1 protein-coding gene is annotated in these 205 nt (G+C 61.0%); it reads left to right on the top strand.

All coding sequences use genetic code 11. The features are described 5' to 3' along the window. On the top strand, positions 1–205 hold a 205-nt coding region (locus IF61_RS34960; RefSeq protein WP_281178056.1), incomplete at both ends, for a phage tail sheath C-terminal domain-containing protein.

Below are 205 nucleotides of genomic sequence, written 5' to 3'. Positions count from 1 at the left end.
TCGTGACTGGCGTTATCTCAATGTGCGTCGTCTGGTGTCGTTCCTGTCGGATTCCATCCGTCAGTCCTCGACCTGGGCTGTCTTCGAGCCCAACGACGAGCGTCTCTGGGGCACTCTCCGGCATGCGGTCACCAGCTTCCTGACCGATCAGTGGCGTCAGGGTGCGCTGCTCGGTCGTACGCCCGACGAGGCTTTCTATGTGATC

Source organism: Streptomyces roseoverticillatus (genome assembly GCF_000719265.1).
GTDB lineage: Bacteria > Actinomycetota > Actinomycetes > Streptomycetales > Streptomycetaceae > Streptomyces > Streptomyces roseoverticillatus.
This window is presented reverse-complemented; position numbering and strand designations above follow the sequence as displayed.